Origin of the sequence: Iamia sp. (genome assembly GCF_035575815.1) — a bacterium.
GTDB lineage: Bacteria > Actinomycetota > Acidimicrobiia > Acidimicrobiales > Iamiaceae > Iamia.
Genome location: NZ_DATLXO010000054.1, coordinates 1 through 15,969, shown reverse-complemented (window position 1 = coordinate 15,969; position 15,969 = coordinate 1). Strand labels below are relative to the sequence as shown.

General features: G+C 72.7%; 14 protein-coding genes and 1 pseudogene. 13 read left to right on the top strand and 2 right to left on the bottom strand.

The genetic code is table 11. The annotated features are described in order from the left end of the window. Nucleotide 1: 1 nt before the first annotated feature. Complete coding sequence (locus tag VNL12_RS05260) at nucleotides 2–247, top strand: hypothetical protein (RefSeq protein ID WP_325592200.1); 246 nt, start codon at nucleotides 2–4, stop codon at nucleotides 245–247. A gap of 272 nt (nucleotides 248–519) precedes the next feature. Here the strand turns inward: VNL12_RS05260 and VNL12_RS05255 are convergent, their stop codons facing one another. Together VNL12_RS05255 and VNL12_RS05250 are read right to left on the bottom strand one after the other, a co-directional pair. After that, entirely contained in the window at nucleotides 520–771 is a 252-nt protein-coding gene (locus VNL12_RS05255; RefSeq protein ID WP_325592198.1) for a type II toxin-antitoxin system RelE/ParE family toxin, read from the bottom strand. 14 nt (nucleotides 772–785) lie between these two features. Further along, the gene (locus VNL12_RS05250) at nucleotides 786–1,061 is read right to left on the bottom strand and encodes a type II toxin-antitoxin system Phd/YefM family antitoxin (protein WP_325592196.1); all 276 of its coding nucleotides are present in this window, start codon (nucleotides 1,059–1,061) and stop codon (nucleotides 786–788) included. A gap of 364 nt (nucleotides 1,062–1,425) precedes the next feature. On the opposite strand from VNL12_RS05250, the gene VNL12_RS05245 reads away from it, so the two are divergent. The 12 genes and pseudogenes from VNL12_RS05245 to VNL12_RS05190 form a co-directional block, all read left to right on the top strand. Next, the gene (locus tag VNL12_RS05245) at nucleotides 1,426–2,946 is read left to right on the top strand and encodes a YifB family Mg chelatase-like AAA ATPase (RefSeq protein ID WP_325592194.1); all 1,521 of its coding nucleotides are present in this window, start codon (nucleotides 1,426–1,428) and stop codon (nucleotides 2,944–2,946) included. Next, complete coding sequence (locus VNL12_RS05240) at nucleotides 2,943–4,256, top strand: DNA-processing protein DprA (protein ID WP_325592191.1); 1,314 nt, start codon at nucleotides 2,943–2,945, stop codon at nucleotides 4,254–4,256. The genes VNL12_RS05245 and VNL12_RS05240 overlap by 4 nt, the downstream gene beginning before the upstream one ends. Nucleotides 4,257–4,367: 111 nt before the next feature. Continuing rightward, on the top strand, nucleotides 4,368–5,243 hold the full coding sequence (locus VNL12_RS05235; protein WP_325592189.1) for a tyrosine recombinase XerC: 876 nt from the start codon (nucleotides 4,368–4,370) through the stop codon (nucleotides 5,241–5,243). A gap of 350 nt (nucleotides 5,244–5,593) precedes the next feature. Next, a complete protein-coding gene (locus VNL12_RS05230) occupies nucleotides 5,594–6,193 on the top strand; it encodes a M23 family metallopeptidase (RefSeq protein ID WP_325592186.1) in 600 nt (199 codons plus the stop codon). Between the two features lie 260 nt (nucleotides 6,194–6,453). Then, nucleotides 6,454–7,332, top strand: a pseudogene (rpsB, locus tag VNL12_RS05225) (30S ribosomal protein S2); the annotation flags it as partial. Nucleotides 7,333–7,607: 275 nt separating this feature from the next. Further along, the gene (gene tsf / locus VNL12_RS05220; RefSeq protein WP_325592182.1) at nucleotides 7,608–8,402 is read left to right on the top strand and encodes a translation elongation factor Ts; all 795 of its coding nucleotides are present in this window, start codon (nucleotides 7,608–7,610) and stop codon (nucleotides 8,400–8,402) included. Between the two features lie 5 nt (nucleotides 8,403–8,407). Beyond that, a complete protein-coding gene (gene pyrH, locus VNL12_RS05215; RefSeq protein ID WP_325592180.1) occupies nucleotides 8,408–9,136 on the top strand; it encodes a UMP kinase in 729 nt (242 codons plus the stop codon). 13 nt (nucleotides 9,137–9,149) lie between these two features. Further along, on the top strand, nucleotides 9,150–9,719 hold the full coding sequence (frr, locus tag VNL12_RS05210; RefSeq protein ID WP_325592177.1) for a ribosome recycling factor: 570 nt from the start codon (nucleotides 9,150–9,152) through the stop codon (nucleotides 9,717–9,719). 64 nt (nucleotides 9,720–9,783) lie between these two features. Next, a complete protein-coding gene (locus tag VNL12_RS05205; protein WP_325592176.1) occupies nucleotides 9,784–12,930 on the top strand; it encodes a phosphatidate cytidylyltransferase in 3,147 nt (1,048 codons plus the stop codon). 43 nt (nucleotides 12,931–12,973) lie between these two features. Then, nucleotides 12,974–14,140 (top strand): 1-deoxy-D-xylulose-5-phosphate reductoisomerase, encoded by a 1,167-nt coding sequence (gene dxr / locus VNL12_RS05200; protein WP_325592174.1) that lies wholly within the window; start codon nucleotides 12,974–12,976, stop codon nucleotides 14,138–14,140. 28 nt (nucleotides 14,141–14,168) lie between these two features. Next, a complete protein-coding gene (locus tag VNL12_RS05195) occupies nucleotides 14,169–15,542 on the top strand; it encodes a site-2 protease family protein (protein ID WP_325592172.1) in 1,374 nt (457 codons plus the stop codon). 3 nt (nucleotides 15,543–15,545) lie between these two features. Further along, nucleotides 15,546–15,969: flavodoxin-dependent (E)-4-hydroxy-3-methylbut-2-enyl-diphosphate synthase (locus tag VNL12_RS05190; protein ID WP_325592170.1), on the top strand; the 424-nt coding region annotated here is incomplete at its 3' end.

The following is a 15,969-nucleotide window of genomic DNA, read 5'->3' as shown; positions in this document are numbered from 1 at the left end:
AATGGCTGTCACGCCTGACCTGGCCGTCGACTTCATGGACATGACCAACGACCGACACCTCATCACGCGGGTTGTGGATGCTCGCGCCGGATATGTGCCCGTTGTCGGATCGTACGCCGTCGTGGGTGATGAGGGCGCCGCCCCGAAGGTCGCTCGCATCATGTCCATCGACGAGCGCGGGATCATCGACTTGGAGGTCCTGCCCGGGTCGGTCGAGGCCCACCGAGACCTGCTGGCGCTCGCCTGATCGGCTGCCGGGCCTTCTACGGTGAGGGTCGGCATTGGAACGCACTCGGTGAGCTCGGCCTCGACGGCACGGTGCGATCGGTGGCGGGCACAGTGTCGCTCGTCGATGACCTGTCGTCGTCGGTGGTGGTCGTGGCCTCGTCGTCGGCGGTCTGGCCAGGGTCGTGGTCGGAGGTGTCGAGCCACAGCCCCATGCGAGGCCTCTCCTCGCGCCGAGCGGCGTCCGCGCCTGAGCCCTGAGCCGGGTCAGCCTCAGCCCGGCGTTCGGGGCCATCATCTCGGACGGTAGGACTGAGACCGATGTTCCATGCGCACGACGTTGACTGACACGGCGTCATCGTCGATCCGATAGATGATCCTGTAGGCGCCCCGCCGTGCCGAGTGGTATCCCGTCAGCTCACGCTGCAGCGGCTTGCCGACGAGGCGAGGCCCGTCCAGCAGCGGGCCGACCATGAACTCGACCACGGCCGTTGCCACCCGGTCGGGCAACCGATGGAGCGATCGCTCGGCTGGGCCGGCGACCACGAGCGTCCATCGGCTCACGATCTCAGGTACTTGGCCCGCAGTTCGTCCACGGTGACCGAGTCACCCTGCTCGATGGCCCGCTCGGACCTGCGGATCTCCCGCATCGTGGCTGGGTTGGAGAGGATGTCCAAGGTCTCCTCGAGCGACTCCAGGTCGTGGGGGCTCATGATCACGGCAGCCGGCCGACCGTGCCGGGTCAGCACGATGCGATCGTGGTGTTGCTCGACGCCATCGACGATCTGAGACAATCGCTTCTTGATCTCGGCCAGCGGAAGCGTCAGATCCGACATGACCATGATCATAGTCACATCGGGGCCGCGACACTGACGGCCAGATCGTCTCGACGAGGGGTCGGGACCGGATGGCGTCCACGACGATCGCCACGGTATTCCTCGACCTGGCCCCGGACTCGTCCCCGAGGTGCCGCTCGGTCCCGGCGGCAGGGGACAGTCGTCAGCTCACATCGAGATGATGCCGGAGCGGCTCTCGGATGACCTCTGAGGTTCCGCGGTCGGATCGAGCACTCGGCAACGCCCAGGACTGGTTGTCGCACCCCCTGGGTAGGGTGCGGCCCACGCTCGTCGGCCGGTGTCAACGGCCCTCCGCTCGCACGCTGCGCGGCTCTCGTCCGCGCTGACCGCATCGGAGGGCCCCGTGCTCGCCACCGTCTCGTCCGCCACGATCCTCGGCGTCGAGGGTCGACCCGTAACCGTCGAGGTCCACGTCGGCCCAGGTCTGCCCGGCTTCACCGTGGTCGGCCTGCCCGACGCGTCGTGTCGTGAGGCGCGCGACCGGGTACGGGCGGCGATCCTCTGTTCGCAGCTCGAGTGGCCCAACCGCCGGGTCACGGTGAACCTGGCCCCGTCCTCGGAGCGCAAGGTCGGCAGCGGTCTCGACCTCGCCATCGCCCTGGCCGTGCTGGCCGCCACCGAGCAGGTGCCGAGCTCCGCGGTGCGCGACCTCGGGTGCCTCGGTGAGCTGGGGCTCGACGGCACGGTGCGGCCGGTGGCGGGCACCGTGTCACTCGTCGACGCCCTGTCGTCATCGGTGGTGGTGGTGGCTGCGTCGTCGGCGGCCGAGGCCCGCCTCGTCGGCCGGCACCAGGTGCGACCGATCGAGCGCCTCGGCGACGCCGTGCTCGCCCTCAGGGCCGAGGCGCCGTGGCCCGAACCTCCCGAGCCGCCGCAGGCGCCGCCCGAGCCGCCCCCGCCCGACCTGTCCGACGTGCGGGGCCAGCCCGTCGCCCGCCAGGCCCTCGAGATCGCCGCCGCCGGTGGGCACCACGTCCTCTTCGTCGGGCCGCCCGGCGCGGGCAAGACCATGCTCGCCCGTCGGCTGCCCGGCCTGCTGCCGCCGCTGGCGCAGCTCGAGGCGCTGGCCGCCACCCGGGTCTTCTCCGCCGCGGGGGTGGCGGTTCCTGGCGGTGGGCTCATCACCCGCCCGCCGTTCCGGGCCCCGCACCACTCCTCGACCATGGTGGCGCTGGTGGGGGGCGGCACCGCCGCACTGCGGCCCGGGGAGATGTCGCTGGCCACCGGTGGATGCCTCTTCCTCGATGAGCTGGGCGAGTTCCCGCCCTCGGTCGTCGACGCCCTTCGCCAGCCGCTCGAGGAGGGCGTCGTGAGGGTGGCCCGGGCCCGGGCATCGGTCACCCTGCCGGCCCGCTTCCTGCTCGTGGCGGCCACCAACCCGTGCCCGTGCGGCGAGGCCACCGAGCCCGGCGCCTGCCGGTGCTCCGATGCGGCCCGGGCCCGGTACCGGCGCCGGTTGAGCGGGCCGGTGCTCGACCGCTTCGACCTCCGGGTCGAGGTCCACCGCCCGGACCCGACGGCGCTGCTGTCGACCGAGCCCGGCGAGGCGACCCCCGCGGTGGCCGAGCGGGTGGCCCGGGCCCGTGCCGTCGCCGCCCACCGCGGGGTGGCGACCAACGCCGCCGTCCCGGGCGAGCGGCTCGACGCGGTCGCGCCCCTCACCCCGGGCGCCCGGCGCATGTTGGAGTCCGCCCTCCGCCAAGGCCGCCTCACCGCCCGCGGCCTGGCGCGGGTCCGGCGGGTGGCCCGCACCATCGCGGACCTCGACGGCCAGGATGGTGATGCCCCGCTCGGGGCCGAGCCGGTCGCGCTGGCCATGACCCTGCGCAGCGAGGCCAGCGGCTACCTGGAATCCGCGGCATGAGCGCCGTACAGCCTCCCGAGGCCGGCGCGATGCTCGGAACGCCGCCGCCGCCGCCGCCGCCGCCGCCGCCGACCACGCCGCACTCGGGGCCCTCTGATGGCCTGCCGGCGGCCGACCAGCGCCGCGACGCCGGTATCGGGCCCGAGCCCCGGTCGGAGCCGACCACGCTGCGCTCCGGGTCCTCTGAGGACCTACCGGCCGCGGCCTGGTGGGTGGCGCTCGCCGGTCTCCCCGGCATGGGGCCGGCCCGCCTGCGCGCCCTGTGGGACACGTCGTCGGGGCGCGAGGCCTGGCGCACCGTCGCCGCCGGTCGCGGTCACCTCGTGCCCGAGGTGGCAGCGGTGCTGGGCCGTACCGGCGCAGAGGTCTCCGAGCGTTGGGCCCGTGCCGCGCGCAGCCACGACGTGGCTGAGCGCTGGGAGGCCCACGCCGGGGTCGTCGTCACCGTGCTCGGCGACGCCCTGCACCCGGGGCGACTGGTCGACGACGTCGAACCCCCGGTCGTCCTGTTCGCCGCCGGCGATCTGGGGGCGGTGGCGGGGCCCACCGTGGCGGTGGTCGGCACCCGTCGCTGCACCCGGGCGGGCGCCGAGTTCGCCCACGAGCTCGGCGTCGCCTGCGCCGGGGCCGGAGTTCGGGTGGTGTCCGGGTTGGCCGTGGGCATCGACACCGCCGGCCACCGAGGGGCCCTCGCGGCCGGGCCCGGGGGTGCCCCACCCGTCGCCGTGGTCGGCAGCGGGCTCGACGTCGTCTACCCCGCCCGCAGCCGCGCCCTGTGGGCCGAGGTCGCCGATCGGGGGGTCGTGCTGAGCGAGTACCCGCTCGGCACCGAGCCGGCGCGGTGGCGGTTCCCGGCGCGCAACCGGCTGGTCGCGGCGCTGGCCGACGTGGTGGTGGTGGTCGAGTCCCCACGCTCGGGCGGCTCGATGTACACCGTCGACGAGGCCCTGCGGCGCGACCGCAAGGTTCTCGCTGTCCCGGGCTCGGTGCGGTCGGCGGCATCGGCCGGCACCAACTGGCTGCTCTCCCAGGGCGCAGAGGTGGCCTGCTCACCCGACGACGTCCTCACCGCCGCCGGTGTCACCGGGGCGGCGGCCGACGAGGGCACCCTGCTCGACCCCCGTCCGCGGCCCACCGGCGACGGCCGTCGCGTGCTCCGGGCCCTGGGGTGGGAGCCCGCGTCGCTCGACACGCTGGCCGGCCGCACCGGGCTCGGGCTCGGGGCCCTGGCCGTGGCGCTCGACGGCCTCGAGTCCGACCGGTGGGTCGACCGTGACACCGGGCGGGTCGAGAGGAGGTCCCGGCCATGACCGCCACCCTGGCCTGGCTGCTCCTTGTCCCGGCGGTCCTGGTGCTGCTGCTCACGGGGTGCCCGGGGAGGATCGGCTCCCGGGCCCGGGGGCGCCGGTACCGTGAGCGCGGTGGCATGGGAGACCGACACCTTCTTGCTCTCGCTCACCAGCGTGGGCCCGGCCACCGTCACCGCGTACCGCAGCGACCTGGCCCGGTTCACGACCTGGGCGGGGCGGCTCCGCCTGAACGGCCCCGAGGGAGTCGACCACCGCACGCTCCGGCGCTACCTGGCCTACCTGTCGTCCTGCGGGCTGGCGTCGCGCACCATGGCTCGCCACGCCAGCTCGCTGCGGCGCTACTTCGGCTGGGCCACCCGCACCGGGCGCATCGCCACCGACCCGTCGGTCGACCTCTCCGCCCCCCGCGGCGAGGCGCGCCTGCCCGAGGTGCTGCGCCACGACCAGATCGGCGAGCTCATGGCGGCTGGGCCCGATCCCGACGACCCGGGCGAGGCGGCATTCCGCCGGCGCGACGACGCCGTGCTGGAGCTGCTCTACGGCAGTGGCCTGCGCGTGTCGGAGCTCTGTGGCATCGACGTGGCGGCGCTCGACCTCGACCGAGGCCTGGTGATCGTGCTGGGCAAGGGGGCCAAGGAGCGCATGGTGCCCATGAGCGATCCCGCCGTGGCCGCGTTGCGGGCGTGGTTGCCCGTGCGCTCGGAGATGGTCGGCGGGGCCGACCCCGGCGTGGTGTTCGTCAACCGGCGGTTGAAGCCCCTCACGCCTCGCGACGTGCGCCGGGTGCTCGACCGCCGCTCGCCCACGATGACCCACCCCCACGCCTTGCGCCACAGCTTCGCCACCCACCTGCTCGATGGTGGCGCCGACCTCCGCGTGGTGCAGGAGCTGCTCGGCCACGCCGACCTGGCCACCACGCAGATCTACACCCATGTCAGCCGCGAACGGCTCCGGCGGGTGCACACCGAAACACACCCTCGCGCCTGATCCCGCCCGGCGGTGCGTCAGCGCACCGTCGCGGCGCCGGACCCGGTGTCGACGGCGTGGAGCCGCCGCCCTCCGCCCGCCCTGGGCCCCCCGCCCGCGGCGGGGAACCACCGTCCACCGCCCGCGCCGGACCCCACGCCGACGGCGTCGACGGCGGGGAACCACCGTCTACCGCCCGCGCCGGACCCCACGCCGACGGCGTCGAACAGGCGCCTGCCCGCAGCGGCGCTCCCGCCTGCGGCGCGACCCAAGGTTGCACTTGCAGCTCGGCCCCCGCGCCCGCCCGCCGTGGGGAAGCACCGCCCGCCGCCCGCGCCTCGCGACGAGGCGCGCGGCTGGCCCTGGCCGTCGTGGTCGTCGTGGCCGGCCTGGCCCTGACCGACGCGTCGGTGGTGGGCGCCCAGGAAGGCGGCGTGACCTACTCGCCGCCGGTCGACGCGCCGGTGACCGATCCGTTCCGCCCGCCACCGCAGCCCTGGCTGCCGGGCAACCGGGGCATCGAGTACGCAACTGCGCCGGGGACCCCCGTGGGGGCCGCCGGACGAGGCGCGATCAGCTTCTCCGGGCCGGTGGCCGGCAGCCTCCACGTCACCATCACCCACCCCGATGGCATCCGCACCTCGTACTCCTACCTGGCCTCGATCGGCGTCACGACGGGCCAGGCCGTCGAGAGGGGTGAGATCATCGGCTCCACCGGATCGCGCCTGCACGTCGGCGCCCGGCGGGGAGAGGCCTACATCGACCCCGCGTCGCTGTGGGGCCCACGCGGGCCACCGTGGGTGCGCCTGGTGCCGCTCGACGGCGGTCCGGTCAGCGCCGGGATCCTCGCGCCCGGCGCCCGCCGCCCCCGATCCGACCGGGGCACCCGCCGCCCCGAGGCCGACGCGGGCACCCGCCGCCCTCGATACGATCCGGGGGGCTTCCGGTTCCCGGCCCTGTCACCGTGGTGACCCCGGCGCCTGATCCGCCTGCGGCGTGGCGTGGTCCAGGGTCACCACCGACGGGACACCACCGCCGTGCCGCCAGCTGACCGCTGGCTGGTGGCCGGCAGGGGAGGGGCGCCTACACTCGGCCTTCGGCTCGGCCACCTCGGTCGAGCCACCACCGAGAGATCAGCCCGGTCCCCCCACGGTCGTCGCCCCGCGACGTCAGGGCCAGGTGTTGCGAAACCGTTGGGAGAGGAGTCGACGTGGATCAGCCCGTCGTGACCATGAAGCAGCTCATCGACGCAGGTGTCCACTTCGGGCACCAGACGCGACGCTGGAACCCGAAGATGCAGCGGTTCATCCACGGTGACCGCGGCGGCATCTACATCATCGACCTCAAGCAGACCCTGACCCGGCTCGAGGCGGCCTACTCCTTCATCCGGGACATGACCGCGGAGGGTGGAACCGTGCTTTTCGTGGGGACCAAGAAGCAGGCCCAGGACCCGGTCCAGAGCTACGCCGAGAAGTGTGGCATGCCGTACGTCAACCAGCGTTGGCTCGGCGGCATGCTGACCAACTTCGAGACCATCTCCAAGCGCGTCGCCAAGATGAAGGAGTACCGCCGGATGCGGGACTCCGGCGAGTTCGAGGCCATGCCCAAGAAGGAAGCCCTCCTCCTCAGCCGCGAGCTCGAGAAGCTCGATCGCAACTTGGGCGGCATCCACCAGATGGAGCGGGCCCCCGACGCGGTGTTCGTGCTCGACACCAAGAAGGAGCACATCGCCGTCACCGAGGCCAACAAGCTGGGCATCCCGCTGGTGGCCGTGGTCGACACCAACTGCGACCCCGACGTCATCCAGTACGTCATCCCCGGCAACGACGACGCGATCCGCTCCGGCACCCTGATGTGCCGGATCATCGCCGACGCCGTCGAGGAGGGCCGCCTGATCGCCTCCAAGCGCAGCGGTGCCGCGGCGGAGGTCGTCCGCTCGGCCGAGGATGAGCAGCGCATCGCGTCCGAGCAGGCCGAGGCCCGCAACCAGGCCGCGGCCGCCGCGGCCGCACGCGAGGCCCGCCTCGCCGCCGGGCCCCCGACGACAGACGCAGACCCTGAGGCCGCGGCGCCCGACGATGAGGCGCCCGAGGCGGCCAGCACCGCTGCCGTCGACGGCTCCCCGACGACAGATGCGGCCCCTGAAGCCGCGCCCGACGACGAGGCCCCCGAGGCGGCCAGCACCGCTGCCGTCGACGCCCCCGCCACGCCGCCCGACGCCACTGCCACCGAGGCCGCGGCGACGGCCGCCGCCGAGGAGGGCACCGCCCCCGACTCGATCCCGGGCGAGACCGCATCCGACGACGTCCCTGCCGGCACCCCCGACCCCACCTCCACCGAGGCGGCCGCCGTCGCCGCCGCGTCCGCCACCGAGCAGCCCTAGTCATGGCCGACTTCACCGCCAAGGACGTCCAGGCCCTGCGCCAGGCCACCGGCGCCGGGATGATGGACGCCAAGAAGGCCCTCTCGGAGAACGGTGGCGACGCTGAGGCGGCCGCCAAGTGGCTGCGCGAGAAGGGCCTGGCCAAGGCCGCAACCCGCTCCGACCGGGACAACAGCCAGGGCACCGTCGCGGTGTCCCAGTCCGGCGCGGTGGCCGCCATCGTCGAGCTCAAGTGCGAGACCGACTTCGTGGCCAAGTCCGACCAGTTCACCGGCCTGGTCCAGGAGATCGCCGCGCTGGTCGTAGCCGACGGGGAGGACGCCGCCGTCCAGAAGGTCGAGGCCATCGACGACCTCAAGCTGGTGCTCAAGGAGAACATCGAGCTGGGCCAGATCGTGCGCATCGAGGCCGGCGCCGGACACGTGCTGGACTCCTACGTGCACCGTCAGGACGGCCGGGGCGTGAACGGCGTCATCGTCGAGCTCGACAGCGGTCCCGCCGAGGTCGCCCACGACGTCGCCGTGCACATCGCCTTCACCCGGCCCCAAGCAACCCGGTGCGAGGACATCGCTGCGGCCGAGGTGGCCGAGGAGCGGGCCACGCTCACCTCCATCACCCGGGCCGAGGGCAAGCCCGAGTCCTCCCTCGACAAGATCGTCGAGGGCCGCCTCACCGCCTGGTTCAAGGAGCGGGTCCTGCTCGAGCAAGGTTTCGTCAAGGACGACAAGACCAGCGTCAAGCAGCTGCTCGGCGACGCCGACGTGGTGCGCTTCGCCCAGGTCGTCGTCGGGTCCTGAGCCCCATGGGAGACCGACCTCGCTGGTCCCGCATCGTGCTGAAGCTCTCGGGCGAGGCCTTCGCCGGCGACATCGGCTACGGCATCGACGGAGGCACCCTCCGGATGCTCGCCAACGAGATCGTCGAGGTCCGCCAGAGCCACCAGGTCGATGTCGCCGTCGTCGTCGGCGGGGGCAACATCTGGCGCGGCCAGATCGGCGCCGGTGAGGGCATGGACCGGGCCCAGGCCGACCAGATGGGCATGCTGGCCACGGTGATCAACGCCCTCGGCCTCCAAGACGTGCTCGAGCAGCTGGGTCAGCCCACGCGGGTCCAGTCCGCGGTGCACATGGCCCAGATCGCGGAGCCCTACATCCGGCGCCGGGCCATCCGCCACCTCGAGAAGGGGAGGGTCGTCATCCTGGCCGGCGGGCTCGGTAGCCCGTTCTTCACCACCGACACCCCGGCCGCCCTCCGGGCCGCCGAGATCGAGGCCCAAGCGGTGCTGAAGGGCACCCACTCGGGCGTCGACGGCGTGTACACCGCAGATCCCAAGGTCGACCCCACCGCCACCAAGCTCGACCAGGTCAGCTACATGGACGTGCTCAACCGGGGTCTGAACGTGATGGACCCGACGTCGATCACGTTCTGCATGGACAACTCCCTGCCCATCGTCGTGTTCGACGTGACCCAGACCGGCAACCTCCGGCGTGTCCTCGACGGCGACCATGCGATCGGTACGCTGGTCAAGTGATCGAAGCGGGCCGATGAGCGACGAGCTGGTGACGATGGTCTTGGAGGACACCCGCGACAAGATGACCAAGGCGGTGTCCCATGCCCGCCACGAGTTCGCGTCGATCCGCACCGGCCGCGCCTCCCCGGCGCTCGTCGAGAAGCTGATGGTCGAGTACTACGGGTCCGAGGTGCCGCTGCAGCAGATGGCCAACATCTCGGTGCCTGAGGCCCGCCAGCTGGTGATCTCCCCCTACGACAAGGGATCCGTGCCGGCGGTCGAGAAGGCGATCCGCAGCTCTGAGCTGGGGCTCAACCCCAGCAACGACGGCAACCTGATCCGCCTGAGCTTCCCGCCCCTGACCGGCGACCGCCGTCGGGACCTGGTGCGTATCGTGAAGAAGATGGCCGAGGACAACCGGGTTTCGGTGCGCAACGCGCGTCGCACGGCACGCTCCGAGCTGGAGTCCCTCGAGAAGGACGGGGACCTGTCCAAGGACGACCTCGTCCGGGCCGAGAAGGAGATCGACGCGCTGACCCACAGCACCGAGGCGCAGATCGACGATGCGCTGAGCCAGAAAGAGACCGAGCTGCTCGAGGACTGAGCCGGCGCGCCGCCTCTGGGCGCCGCACCGACCCTGTCCTGCGGGGCACGACCGAAGGAGATCGATGGGCGACGACCGCAGGCGTGACGTACGCCTCCCAGGGGATCCGGCCGAAGGGGTGCGCATCATCGGTGCGGAGGAGGCCGCCGAGGCGATCGAGCGGGGCGACGTCGCTCAGCGCCGCGGTGAGCACCTTCCTCGCTACGGCGACCGACCGGCGCGCCCCCCGATGGGGCCCAAGCCCGCCCTGCGGTTCCCGCTCGACGCCGGCGCGGATCCGTCCGACGCACCACCGGTCCGTCCGGCCAAGGGCACCCGCTTCGACCCCCGGCCACCACCGGCATGGGATGAGCCCGCCATCGAAGACGCCGCCGATGACCCCTGGCCGGCCGAGAGCACCTGGGGCGAGGCCGCGGCGGGGTGGGACGCGCCCCACGACGACGTGGTCGCGTGGACGACGGGGGCCACCCCCGCTGTCGACGCCCCGGCCGAGCTGTCCTGGGCCGACGGCTTCGTCGGTGAGGACGAGGGTGATCTCTGGGACGGCAGCTGGGACGAGCCCACCGCCGCCATGCGGGGGGCTGACGACGACCTTGCCGCGCCCGACGTCGCCCCGGAGCCCGAGGCCCCGATCCTCTTCGACGGCGCGGCCGTTCAGACCGGACCCGTGGAAGCCCTCGACGTGGTCACGCCTGAGACCGTGATCGACGTGACCGACGGATCCGGCGACCGGGCTGACGGCGACGCCGACGCGCAGGAGGTCCCAGCCCCCGCCCGCCGCTGGCTGGGCCGACGCCTGTTCCCCTGGCGCGACGATGGTCCCTCCGAGGACGCCCCCGTCGAGGATGCACCCGTCGAGGATGCACCCGTCGGGGATGCACCCGTCGAGGATGCCCATCGGGAGCACGCGGGCATCGAGAGGGTCGGCGAGGCGGCCTCCGAGTGGCGCGAGGCGACGCCGGAGTGGTCGCAGACGACCCCCGACTGGTCCGGGGCCGACCCTGCGTGGTCCGAGGCGATCCTCGACCGGTCGGAGGCGTCTCCTGAGCGGTCGGAGGTGACCGTTGATGAGGCGGAGGGCGTTTCTGCGTGGTCGGAGGTGACCTTCGACGGGCCCGAGGACGCCCCCGAGTCCACAGAGGCGACCAACGGGCCCGAGGACTTCCCCAGATGGCTCGCCGCGACCCGACACGAGCCTGAGGATGTCCCCGAACCGCCAGACGCGACCGCTGATGGGCCTGAGGAGAAGGTTTCCGAATGGCTCGAGACGATCGGCGACGAGCCTGAGGACGCCCCCGGGTGGTCGGAGGAGCCCCTCGACGGGTCGGACGGCGTCGCCGGGTCGGCGCTGACCGCCGATGGGCCTGAGTACGTTCCCGAGTGGCTCGGGACGATCGGCGACGAGCCTGGGGATGTGCACGAGGACGTGCCTGAGCGGTCGGGGGCGACCGCCGACGGGCCTGAGCACCTTCCGGCGTGGTCTGGGGTGGCTCCCGACCGGCTCGAGGACCTCCACGAGTGGTGGGATGTGGCCGTCGATGGCGATGAGGACGTTCCTGGGTGGCTCGAGGAAACCATCGACGAGTCTGAGGATGTCCCTGAGTGGATCGGGGCTGCCGTTGATGGACCGGAAGACGTGCCTGAGGGGTCGGAGGTGACCGTGGATGAGCCTGACGACGTTCGCGAGTGGTCGGGGGCGGCTCCCGATCGGCCCCGGTTTGATCCTGAGTGGTCGGACGTGACCGTGGACGAACCCGAGGATGTCCCCGAGTGGCTCGATGCGCCCTCCGCCGAGCCCGAGGCCGACCCCGTCGAGTCCGGCGCCGGTGATCTCACCGTGGCCGAGACCTTCCCTGTCGCCGCCGCCTGGGTCCCGCCCGACGAGGAGGACTCCGTCGTCGTGATCAACGACGATCCCGACCCCGAGTCGGTCGAGCCTGCGGAGGAGATTGCGGCGCGCGCCGCGCTCTTCGACGACGACGGGGGATGGGCTGACACGCCCGGCAAGGTGTTCGACTTCGCTGACGAGCCGTCGGGCCGGGTGGCTCTGCCGCACTGGACCGACCCACCCACCGGTGAGCTGCCTCGCGTGCTCGTCGGCGAGGACGTGGACGACCCGGCGCCGGCCACCTCGGGCTCGACGCCCGCTGTGCACTGGCAGGGCCACGACGGCCGTTGGGGCAACGAGGGCTTCGACGACCTCATCGACGACGACGAGGAAAGGGTCGGGGCGCTCGACGACGACCGGCCCCACCACGACGACGTCTACGCCTACGACATCGACCCCGAACCGGTCGAGGAAGGTCCCATCGCTGCCCCGCCACCCCGGGTCGGCCGGCGGATCGCCCCGGCCCGGCCCGCACCCGACGCGGCTCCGGCCGCGGGAAGGGGTGCCGGGCGCAACGTCGGCAAGGCCGTCGGCGTCGGCGTGGGCGCGGCGGCGATCGCCCTCGGGGCCTTCTGGCTCGGTCCCGCCGCGGCCCTGGTGCTGGTCATGGTGATCCTGTTCCTGGGCGTGGTGGAGTTCCAGAACGCAGCCCGTCGCGCCGGCTACCGCCCCGCGACCCTGATCGGTCTCGCAGCGGCCGTCTGCTACCCGTTGGCGGTCTACTGGAAGGGCATCGAGGCCTACCCGCTGCTCGCGGTGATGACCGTGGCCACGATCCTCGCGTGGCACCTGGTCGGGGCCGACGGCGACGCCCGGGTGGTCGAGAGCGCCGGGGTGACGCTGCTGGGCATCGGCTGGGTCGCCGGCCTGGGCTCCGTCGCCGCCCTGATGTTGAGCCGGCCCGACGGGGTGGGCATCTTGCTGGCCGCGGTGATCGCCGCCGTCGGCTACGACATCGGTGGCTATGCAGTGGGGCGGACGATCGGAACCCGGACGCTCTCCGACGCCAGCCCCAACAAGACCATCGAGGGCCTGGTGGGCGGGGTCGTGGTCGCGCTGTTCGCCATGGTCGTCTTCGGTCTGCTCGAGGTGGCGCCGTTCAGCGGTCTGTCCGCAGCGCTGCAGATCGGTCTCGTGGCCGCCCTCGCGGCGCCGCTGGGCGATCTGTGCGAATCGCTGATCAAGCGCGACCTCGGGGTCAAGGACATGGGTTCGATCCTGCCTGAGCACGGCGGCATCCTCGACCGCTTCGACGCCCTGCTGTTCGTGCTGCCGGCGGTGTACTACGGCGCCGTGCTCCTCTCCCTCGGCCCGTTCTCCTGACGGCCGTTGCGATCACGGCACTCCACGACGTGGTGGTGCGCCGATGACCGCACCGGTCACCGTGGCCCTGGCCGGCTCCACCGGCTCGATCGGCACCCAGACCCTCGACGTGGTCGCGGCCGAGCCCGACCGCTACCGCGTCGTGGCCCTCGGCGCCGGCGGGGGCAACCTCGACCTCCTCGTCGCCCAGGCGCGGGCCACCGGCGCGCCGGTGGTGGCGGTGGCCGACGAGGCCCAGGCCTCCGCCCTCGGCGCCCAGCTGCCGGGGGTCGAGGTGCGTGCCGGCACCGACGGCCTGGCCAGCCTGGGCGCCGAGGCCGATGTCTGCGTGAACGGGGTCGTCGGCTTCGCCGGGCTCCACGTCACCCTCGCCACCCTCGCCGCCGGCCGGCGCCTGGCCCTGGCCAACAAGGAGTCGCTCATCGCCGGGGGACCGGTGGTGCGCCAGGTGCGCGCCACACCCGGGGCCGAGCTGGTGCCGGTCGACAGCGAGCACTGCGCGGTGCACATGTGCCTCCGCAGCGCGGATCCCGACGGGCCGGACCGGGTGGGGCGGGTCGTGCTCACCGCCAGCGGCGGACCGTTCCGGGGCCGGCGCCGCGACGAGCTGGCCGCGGTCACCGTCACCGATGCCTTGGCCCACCCGACGTGGGCCATGGGCCCCAAGATCACCGTCGATTCCTCGACGCTGATGAACAAGGGGCTCGAGGTCATCGAGGCCCACGAGCTCTTCGCCGTGCCCTATGACCGCATCGAGGTGGTCGTCCACCCGCAGTCGATCGTGCACTCCATGGTCGAGTTCACCGACGGCGCCACCCTCGCCCAGCTCTCGATGCCCGACATGCGACTCCCGATCGCCTACGCGCTGGCCTACCCTGACCGCTCCACCGTGGCCACAGGACCGATCGACTGGGCGACGTTGTCCCGGCTCGACTTCGAGGCCCCCGACCACGAGGCGTTTCCCTGCCTTGGCCTGGCCTACGCCGCGGGCCGGGCCGGAGGGGGCGCCCCGGCGTGGCTCAACGCAGCCAACGAGGTGGCCGTCGCCGCCTTCCTCGACGGGCGGATCCGGTGGATCACCATCCCCGACGTCCTCGACGAGGCCCTTTCACGGCATGATGGAGCCCATCCCGACAGTGCCGAAGCCGTGATCGAGATCGATCGGCGGGGCCGCGAGGTCGCCCACCGCATCATCTCCGAGCGGGCCTGAGCGTCGTCGCGCCCCCCAGGAGCGTCCGTTGAGCACCGACAACCCGCCCGCTGCGCCCCAACGGGCCGCCGAGATCGCCGACGAGGTCGCCGGCGCCCCGACCCCGCCCGACGGCGCCATGACCGCGGGCCAGTGGGTCCGCCTCGCCGGGGTGCTCGCCCTGCTCGTCTGGCTCACCACCGCGACCGGCATCTACGGCCTGGCCATGGTCCTCGGCCTGGTGGTGATGATCTTCCTGCACGAGCTGGGCCACTTCGTGATGGCCAAGCGGGCGGGCATGAAGGTCACCGAGTTCTTCCTCGGCTTCGGCCCCCGCATCTGGTCGTTCCAGCGGGGGGAGACCGAGTACGGCTTCAAGCTCATCCCCGCCGGGGCCTACGTGAAGATCGTCGGGATGCACGAGATCGAAGACGTCGATCCCGCCGACGAGGCCCAGACCTACCGTCAGAAACCGTTCTGGCAGCGCTTCGGCGTGGCCGTGGCCGGCTCGACGATGCACTTCATCCTGGCCATCGTCTTGCTCTACGTGCTGCTCGTCGGCTTCGGCCTGCCCGGTGGCGCCATCTCCCCCGACGAGAGTAAGTGGCGCGTGTCGTCGGTCACGGCCGACAGCGCGGCGGCCGAGGCCGGGCTGCGGGACGGCGACGACCTGGTCGCCGTCGACGGTCGGTCCACCGCGACCTTCGAGGACCTGCGCGCCCAGGTCGCCGATCGGCCCAACGAGGATGTCACCCTCACCGTCGAGCGGGGCGGCGAGCGCCGCGAGGTCGACGTGACCCTGGGCGCGAACCCGACGGACAGCCGGGCCGGCTTCCTCGGTGTCGGCGGCGCGGTCCCGGTCGAGAAGCTGTCCCCGATCGAGGGCGTGCCCGCTGCGTTCGGCGAGTTCGGCACCGTCACCCGCCAGTCGGTGGGTGCCCTCGGGCGCCTCTTCACCCCGAGCGGCATCGCAGACTTCGGCGGCCAGGTCGCGAACGCCCGCGACGAACCGGCCGAGAGCCCCGACACCGAACCGGGCTCGTCCGGGAGCGGATCCTCGGCGTCGTCCTCGGCCAGCTCCGAGCAGGAGGGTGAGAACCGGCTGCTGTCGTTGCTGGGCGTGTTCCGCATCGGCGTCGATGCCGGCGAGGGCGGAGGGCCCGCCGCCCTGATCCTGCTCTTCGCCCTCATCAACGTGTTCATCGGCCTGTTCAACCTGGTGCCGCTGCTGCCCTTCGACGGCGGCCACGTCGCCATCGCGGTGTACGAGAAGTTCCAGGAGAAGCGCCAGGGCCTCAGCCGCCGGTACTTCGCCGATGTGGCCAAGCTGCTACCGCTCACCTACGTGGTGGTGATCGTCCTGGGTCTGATCTTCGTCTCGACCCTGTACCTCGACATCTTCAACGAGCTGGAGATCAACTGACCCATGCAGGTCCGCACCACCGCCGATCGCCGCGCCACTCGCGCCGTCACCCTGGCCCACTCCACCAGCCCGGTCACCGTCGGCGGCGGCGCGCCGGTGTCGATCCAGTCGATGACGACGACCAAGACCGCCGATGTCGACGGCACGCTGCAGCAGATCTACTCCCTCGCCGCCGCGGGGGCCGACATCGTGCGCTGCACCTGCAACGACGCCGATGCCGCCGCCGGCCTGGCCCGCATCGTGCCCCGCTCGCCGGTGCCGATCGTGGCCGACATCCACTTCCAGTACAAGCTGGCCCTGGCCGCCCTCGACGCCGGCGTGGCCTGTCTGCGCCTCAACCCAGGCAACATCCGCAAGCCGGCCCAGATCAAGCTGGTGGCCGAGGAGGCCAAGGCCCGCAACGTCCCGATCCGCATCGGGGTCAACG

Excerpts from the sequence above, each read along its gene's own strand:
- VNL12_RS05260 (WP_325592200.1), top strand. The coding sequence starts at position 2 with ATGGCTGTCACGCCTGACCTGGCCGTCGACTTCATGGACATGACCAAC.
- VNL12_RS05250 (WP_325592196.1), bottom strand. The coding sequence starts at position 1,061 with ATGTCGGATCTGACGCTTCCGCTGGCCGAGATCAAGAAGCGATTGTCT.
- VNL12_RS05240 (WP_325592191.1), top strand. The coding sequence starts at position 2,943 with ATGAGCGCCGTACAGCCTCCCGAGGCCGGCGCGATGCTCGGAACGCCG.
- tsf (WP_325592182.1), top strand. The coding sequence starts at position 7,608 with ATGGCCGACTTCACCGCCAAGGACGTCCAGGCCCTGCGCCAGGCCACC.
- pyrH (WP_325592180.1), top strand. The coding sequence starts at position 8,408 with ATGGGAGACCGACCTCGCTGGTCCCGCATCGTGCTGAAGCTCTCGGGC.
- frr (WP_325592177.1), top strand. The coding sequence starts at position 9,150 with ATGAGCGACGAGCTGGTGACGATGGTCTTGGAGGACACCCGCGACAAG.
- VNL12_RS05205 (WP_325592176.1), top strand. The coding sequence starts at position 9,784 with ATGGGCGACGACCGCAGGCGTGACGTACGCCTCCCAGGGGATCCGGCC.
- dxr (WP_325592174.1), top strand. The coding sequence starts at position 12,974 with ATGACCGCACCGGTCACCGTGGCCCTGGCCGGCTCCACCGGCTCGATC.